Source organism: Mesorhizobium sp. CO1-1-8, assembly GCF_020164875.1.
In the GTDB taxonomy this organism is placed as follows: Bacteria; Pseudomonadota; Alphaproteobacteria; order Rhizobiales; family Rhizobiaceae; genus Mesorhizobium.
In genome coordinates this window covers 124,048-130,805 of record NZ_JAIUGZ010000016.1, presented here as the reverse complement: position 1 = coordinate 130,805, position 6,758 = coordinate 124,048, and the positions used below count along the sequence as shown (strand labels likewise).

Here is a 6,758-nt window from a genome sequence, read left to right as displayed (position 1 = left end):
CCCCCCCCCCCCCCCCCCCCACAACTCGTTCCGGCAGAATCAGGCTACACCTTGAGTCCCCAAGAGCTTTTGCTAGTCTGCCGACAGCGCCGGCCTTCAACACCGACCCGCGAGGAAATGTGGCACAGGACAGCCAAACGCTTCATGGCGACGGCATCTCGGCGACGATCGTCGCGCAGGGCGCCGAACTGATTTCGCTGCGAGACGCGCACGGATTTGAATTCCTGTGGCAGGCGGGGCCAGAATGGCGGCGGCACTCGCCGGTGCTGTTCCCCATCGTAGGGCGGCTGGCGGGCGATCATCTGCACCATCGCGGCCGGACCTATCCAATGACGCAGCACGGGTTTGCGCGCGACAAGCCGTTTGCCTGGGCGCAGAAGGGGCCGCGATCCTGCACGCTGGTGCTCACCGACGATGCCGACACACGGGCGCGCTATCCGTTCGCCTTTCGGCTTGAAGTGGCCTACACGCTGGTCCGCCAGCAGCTTGATGTCACTTTCGACATCACCAACACCGGCGATGAGCCGCTGCCGGCCTCCATCGGGGCGCACCCGGGATTCAATTGGCCCTTGCTGCCGGATCTGGCCAAGACGGACTACCGGCTGATTTTCACCGACGATGAGCCGGCGCCGATCCGTCGCCTTAAGGACGGACTGCTGCTGAAAGCGCCACAGCCGACGCCCGTCGAAGGCAACATCCTCCCGCTCTCCGAGCGGTTGTTCGACGAGGACGCCGTAATCATGGACCAGCCCTCCAGTACCAGCGTACGCTATGCCGCCGAGCGTGGCCCGGCGATCGAGATGTCCTGGCATGGGGTTCAGGAGTTGGGCGTCTGGTCAAAGCCGGGCGGCGCGCCATTCCTGTGCATCGAACCCTGGCACGGAATTGCAAGCCCGGTGGACTTCGATGGTGAGTTCATCGACAAGCTTGGCCTGATGTTGATCGAGCCGGGCGCTAGGCGCGGGATGAGCTATCAGATACGGCTGCTGTGACGTTCCTGATCGGCAGATCCAGCCACACCGGGAGTGCCCAATGAAGCTGTACTTCAGCCGCAATCCCAATCCTCGATTGGCGGTCACGGTCGCACGCTATCTCGAAACGAAAGTGGACTTCGAATTCGCCTCGCCATTCGCTGCCGGGCAAATCCCAATCTCTCACTGCCCATTCTTGTGGATGATGAGGGAAAGAGCCTCTGGGAGGCAGACGCTATAGCCTGCAGGCTCTCGCGCGATGCGCATTCGGATTTCTGGCGCACCGGCGATGGCGAACCCGAGATGATCCGGTGGCTCAGTTGGGGCAAGGAGCACTTCGCGTTCGCTTGCGACACGGTGCATTTCGAACGTGGCACCAAACAGCGGTATGGTATCGGACCGATCGATCAGAAGCGGGTGGAGGAGGGGCTAAACCAATTCCATGCCGCCGCGGCAATACTCGACGCCGTGCTTGCCGAACGGCGGTGGCTGGTCGGGAATTCGGTTTCCTATGCCGATTTTCGAATGGCGACCTTCCTGCCGTTCGACGATGCCGCCAGATTGCCGCTCGACGATTATTCCTCTGTCAGCCGCTGGTACCGTCGGCTTGAAGACATCGACGCCTGGCGTGACCCTTTCAAGGGGATGGATGCACCCGAATTGCCGCCGGTGCCGCAAACGGCCGTCGCGGACCAGCGGTGAGAACGCGCGCGAAGAACCGCGCAGCAGGCCGAGTCTACCAAGGCAATGATGTGCGGGGGATCGGATGAAGATCTATGTCCTGAGTGTGGTCGAAGGACAGGAATGGGTCCTTCCTCGACAGGCGGACGACTACCAGCTGTTTTCGACGCTCTTCGGACGGAAGCAGACACAATGGCATCCGCCCGGGATGGAGATACTGCGCGAACACGACGACGGTACGCTCCGGCAATATTCAGATTTTCCATGGCTTGGCGAGCATGTGCTCCTCCTGCGGGCGAGGGCGTTGAAGTTGCTTCGACCAACCCTCGAACCATACGGTGAATTCCTGCCGCTTCGTGCAGACGAGCCAATATCGCTCTTCAATGTCACCACCGTGATCGATGCGCTGGACCAGGAACGTTCAAAGATCGTTCGCTTTGACGGTGGCGGCATAATGGTGATCGAAAGCCTCGTCCTTCGAGCGGACGCAATCGGCGGTACCGAGATATTCAAGCTGCCCGAGCATGCCGACGGGGTGCGGATATCCGATATCTATCTGCAGGAGACGATCGTGCGCCGGATCGGGGAGCTTGGGCTCAAGGGCATCGCATTCAACTTGGCCTGGAGCGACGAGCCGGTCGGACAAGGCAGGATCGAATACCCAGGTGCGGAAAAGGGCATTTCAACCGCAAGCTCGCTCACGCTTTTTTGGGCCGGTCTGCGGCGGAGAGCAGGATTTTGACGTCAAACCTGCCGGACGACGGTGCCGACCACATTGACGAGAAGGCGCGCGGCGGTCAGCGCTGACAGGCCGTCAATATCGGCCGGAGGATAGAACTCGACAAGGTCGAACCCTGCGATCCGGGCCCGTCTGCCGAGGCCGGCGATCAGGTCGATCACCTGCGTGTAGGTGAGACCGCCGGGTGTACGCGCCGCCACGCCCGGCATGATGCTTGGATCAAGGCTGTCGCAGTCGAGGGTGACGACGACCCGCGCGCCTTCCGGAATATGCCGAAGCGCGGCTTCGACGCCATGGGCATGAACCTCGCGGGCGGTGACGAAACGGCTGCCATAGCGCCGTGCCGCTTCGATGTCGGTGAGGCGCGCGCTGCCGACGCTACGCAGACCGACCTGCACGATGCCAGCGACATGCGGCATCTCGCTCGCCCTGCGCATCGGGCTCGAATAGCCGTGGCGCTCGCCATGAACCTCGTCGCGCCAATCGATATGGGCGTCGATCTGCAGAACCCAGATCGGCCCGTGCTCCGCAAAGCCGGCGAGGAAGGGAATGGTCATGGAACAGTCGCCGCCGATCAGGATCGGCACAGCCGGCAATGCCAGGATCTCGCGCATTTTCGCCTCGATCCGGGCCCGGTTGCCGGCATTGTCATGCATGGTGGTCAAGATATCGCCGGCGTCGATGCAAGAGACCGGCTTGCCGTCGAACAGCGGACCGCCGAGATCGAAATCCCAGTGCTCGACGAGCGCGGCATCGTCCTGGCTCGCAGCGCGGATGGCATCCGCCGCCAAGGCGTGGCCGCTGCTGTCCTTGCCGGGATAGGTGCTGCCGTGACCGGCCCCGAAGATCACCGCACCGGGGGCGCGGCTATCTGCGAGGCGGTCGGGAAAGCCGAGAAAGGGAGGCGAGGGGGTCATGCCTTGATGGTCCTGATGATGGCTTAGCGCACGCCGATCGGTGCGGTTAAATCAAGCGCCTCGGCTTCAGCTTTGTGTGCCCGATTGGGTAACCCAAATAAACTCTAAAATGATCGAGATCGAGCGCCCACGTGGTGTTTCAGATTTGGGCCAATGAGCCATTGGCGGTGGCATGGGCCGATCTAGAGGCCAAATAGGGACTTGCTGCCGGTGAGAACGTTGGCGCGGCTTGGATCGGCAGGCGCGATCCCGAAATTTCCGTTACGTGGCGAGAATGAACCTTGCTGGTCGCCTGGTAGCGGAACCAGGCCGGGTTCACGTTGTTACCACAGCGGGGCGACTGCCGGTTGCCGGATTCGGAGTCATCGTTTCATGACCAATGGTCCATTGCCTGAAAACGTCCTGGTCTCGCTTCCCATGATCGACGCAAAGGCGGCACCGACGCTCAAAAATGCCGAGGCGGAGGTATTTTACACCGAAGCCATCCGCGAGCTTACCGCCACCGACATTCCCTTTCTGGTCGCCGGAACTTATGCGGTAAGCGCTTATACGGGTGTCACCCGCCAGACCAAGGACCTCGACATCTTCTGCAAGGCAGGGGACTACGCGCGGATCCTCGCCCATTTCAAGCAGCTTGGATATGCCATCGAAATCGAGGACGACCGGTGGCTCGGCAAGGTGTTCAAGGGCACGCATTTCTTCGACGTCATATTCGGCTCGGCCAACGGCACGATGCCTGTTGGCGACCTGTGGCTGGAACACGCCCGCCAAACCGAGCTGTTGGGCAGCAGGGTGCGGATCATCGGCCCGACCGAACTAATCTGGTCCAAATGCTTTATCCAGGACAGAGGGCGACACGATGGCGCCGATATCGCTCATACGATTCTCAAGGCGGGCGATCAAATCGATTGGCACCGGCTGCTTTCTTATCTGGAGGTTCACTGGGAGGTTCTGTTGATGCAGCTTATCAATTTCAGATGGATCTATCCGAGCGAGCGCGATCATATCCCGGCGTGGCTGCTCGATGAATTGCTCGACCGCCTCGCCAAGCAACGGCAGTTGCCGTCTCCAAGGATGAAGATCTGCCGTGGGCGGCTGCTTTCGCAAACCGATTACGACATCGACGTCAAGGAATGGGGCTTCGCCGGCGTCGGGGGTGTGGGAGAATTCCGTGATGGCTGATCCCGTCAAGAGCAGCGCGCCCAAGGACGGCGCACGCGCGCTCAAAGTTGCCGCGGTCGGGGATCTCCATGTAAGGGAAGATGCGCAAACCTCGTATCGAGACCTCTTCGGGGAGATATCGAGCGAAGCGGACATTCTCGTTCTCACCGGAGATCTGACCAATCTCGGCAAACCTCGTGAAGCGGAGATGCTGGCCGAGGATCTGCGCAACTGCTCGATCCCGGTTGTGGCGGTGCTCGGCAATCATGACTACGAGTCTGGTGCGGTGGAAGACGTCACGAAAATCCTGCGCCAGGCGCATGTTCACCTCCTCGACGGGCAGACAGTCGAAATCGAGGAGGTCGGTTTTGTCGGCGTGAAGGGATTCATAGGCGGCTTCGGGTCACGCATGCTCGGCTCATTCGGTGAACCGGCGATCAAGACGATGGTCGCGGAAAGCGTGAACGAGGCAATGCGACTTGAAAATGCGATGCGCCAGGTGCGGGCGAAGCGCACGCTGGTGATCCTCCACTACGCGCCGATTGCCGAGACCGTCGCGGGAGAACCGCCGGAGATATTTCCATTTCTGGGCTCTTCACGTCTGGCCGAAACGATCGATCGATTCCAGGTTAGTGCTGTCGTGCACGGTCATGCACATCGCGGTTCTTACGAAGGTCAAACGCCTGGCGGAGCCAAGGTCTACAACGTCGCCATGCATGTGGCCAAGCCTGGCGGCCGCCCCTACGCCTTGCTCGAAATCTGATGCCAACAGCATGCCGTCCATGTCCATTGGCCTGGACTCAATTGGTGGCGTTGATCGACTTCGCCAACTCTTCCAGCTTGCGGGGATCGTTGCCATGACGGCGTACCAGTTCGCGAGCCTGCCTGGAGGGCAAATCCGTCGTGGCGGCCAGCTGTTGCACCTGCTGATCGTCGATGGCGACCTGCGGCAATGTATGGTCGATATTTCCTGCCTTGTCCTTCATCACGCTTCTCCTTGATCGCTTTCGACGACAACGGCTCGAAAATCAGACCGGTTCCGAACGATCTGCATTTTTGCGCCGGCATCCGTGTGCGAACCAACATGCGCCTGCGTTGGGCATAACGATCACGCCGACCGGCTTCTGCCAGGAACCATGCGACGGCGGACGAGTTGTTCCGATTGACCGGAGATAGCCAGATGCCACAGCCAAGACAGCCAGACCCAAATCGCGATGTGCCGGTGCCGCCTCCAACATGGAAGCCCGAACCGATAGAGGAACCCGAACCGGAAAGGCTTCCGGATGAGACTCCGCTCCCTAATCCCGACGAGAATGAAGAGCCACCCCTCCACGCATAGGCGAGGGGAGGTTTCTTCATCGCAGGGCAAGCGCGCACCTCGAGACACAAAATCCATAGCCTGCAGATGGGCAAAGGCTGGATGGTTGCTTCGGCGCCTCAAGTCGTCGTCTGAATGATCAGCGTCAGGGTGCCATCGCCATCTATGTTTGCAGCGACAACCTGCGAGGAATTGAGCCCATTCGCCCTCAAAGCGGATGTCGCCTGAGGTGAAGCATCGACGGAGTTCTGCAGGCGAAGCAAATCTTCAGCGCTGGTCTGATTGATCACCGCATCCGCCTGCGCCTTGATTTCGTCAGGCAAATCCTCGACGGCGACAATGGCGACGCCGGTGAAATTCAAATCGGCAGAGCCTGGATCGGGCAGCGCCAGTTCCGGCTGCGCTTCGCCCTGCGGTGGCGTCACCTGGGGAAGCTGCGGTTCCATAGTTTGAGCATAGACGGGCTGAATGTTGACCGCCCCGGAAAGTGCGACAGCTATCGTCCACATACGCATGGTCGCTCCTTGCATCCTTCGAGAGATTTTGAAGAAACCCCCATGCTGAGCGATGGTTCCGCAGGGCCTGTCCCGGGCGATTTCGTTCCAACTCCCCGGAGAGACGCCGAAAACCTGGCCAGGGCGTTCGTCACGCGGCTGTCTCCCCAGCCAGTCGGGCGGTTCCGTACGGAATCGTACCATCGATTGATCTGTACCTTGGACAGGATCAAAATGAAGCAGAGGTGATCATGGGAGGGAGCCGCATGAGCATCGCCAGATGGGCAACAAGACCTGTCGGTACGCCAAGGCGTTTCTGGCAGAGGAGCTTCGAAGTGCGCGATACGGCGACATCGTTTCGGTCAAAGCGGCGATAGAGGCCGCTCGCAGGGATGCGCCTTATTGCAGGATACAGATGATGAGTTGATGGAGACGATCGTGGAGCTGGCACGGGAACTGGGGCCGGCCGTCCTCTTT

General features: G+C 60.6%; 7 protein-coding genes and 1 pseudogene. 5 read left to right on the top strand and 3 right to left on the bottom strand.

What is annotated here, in order from left to right; all coding sequences use genetic code 11:
• Positions 1-119: 119 nt before the first annotated feature.
• The 3 genes and pseudogenes from LB558_RS26760 to LB558_RS26750 all read left to right on the top strand — a co-directional run bounded on the left by LB558_RS26760 (position 120) and on the right by LB558_RS26750 (position 2,394).
• Positions 120-992 (top strand): aldose 1-epimerase family protein, encoded by an 873-nt coding sequence (locus tag LB558_RS26760; RefSeq protein WP_224700295.1) that lies wholly within the window; start codon positions 120-122, stop codon positions 990-992.
• 40 nt (positions 993-1,032) lie between these two features.
• Positions 1,033-1,673, top strand: a pseudogene (locus LB558_RS26755) (glutathione S-transferase family protein).
• 64 nt (positions 1,674-1,737) lie between these two features.
• The gene (locus LB558_RS26750; RefSeq protein WP_224700294.1) at positions 1,738-2,394 is read left to right on the top strand and encodes an imm11 family protein; all 657 of its coding nucleotides are present in this window, start codon (positions 1,738-1,740) and stop codon (positions 2,392-2,394) included.
• A 2-nt stretch (positions 2,395-2,396) separates the two neighbouring features.
• Here LB558_RS26750 and LB558_RS26745 read toward each other — a convergent pair whose 3' ends face one another.
• Positions 2,397-3,308 (bottom strand): agmatinase, encoded by a 912-nt coding sequence (locus LB558_RS26745; protein WP_224700293.1) that lies wholly within the window; start codon positions 3,306-3,308, stop codon positions 2,397-2,399.
• A gap of 372 nt (positions 3,309-3,680) precedes the next feature.
• On the opposite strand from LB558_RS26745, the gene LB558_RS26740 reads away from it, so the two are divergent.
• Both LB558_RS26740 and LB558_RS26735 read left to right on the top strand, forming a co-directional pair.
• Positions 3,681-4,490 (top strand): nucleotidyltransferase family protein, encoded by an 810-nt coding sequence (locus LB558_RS26740; RefSeq protein ID WP_224700300.1) that lies wholly within the window; start codon positions 3,681-3,683, stop codon positions 4,488-4,490.
• Positions 4,483-5,232 (top strand): metallophosphoesterase family protein, encoded by a 750-nt coding sequence (locus LB558_RS26735; RefSeq protein WP_224700292.1) that lies wholly within the window; start codon positions 4,483-4,485, stop codon positions 5,230-5,232. The genes LB558_RS26740 and LB558_RS26735 overlap by 8 nt, the downstream gene beginning before the upstream one ends.
• A gap of 37 nt (positions 5,233-5,269) precedes the next feature.
• Here LB558_RS26735 and LB558_RS26730 read toward each other — a convergent pair whose 3' ends face one another.
• Positions 5,270-5,455, bottom strand: coding sequence for a hypothetical protein (locus LB558_RS26730; RefSeq protein WP_224700291.1), 186 nt, complete (start codon positions 5,453-5,455; stop codon positions 5,270-5,272).
• A gap of 451 nt (positions 5,456-5,906) precedes the next feature.
• Entirely contained in the window at positions 5,907-6,302 is a 396-nt protein-coding gene (locus tag LB558_RS26725) for a hypothetical protein (RefSeq protein ID WP_224700290.1), read from the bottom strand.
• Positions 6,303-6,758 lie beyond the last annotated feature (456 nt).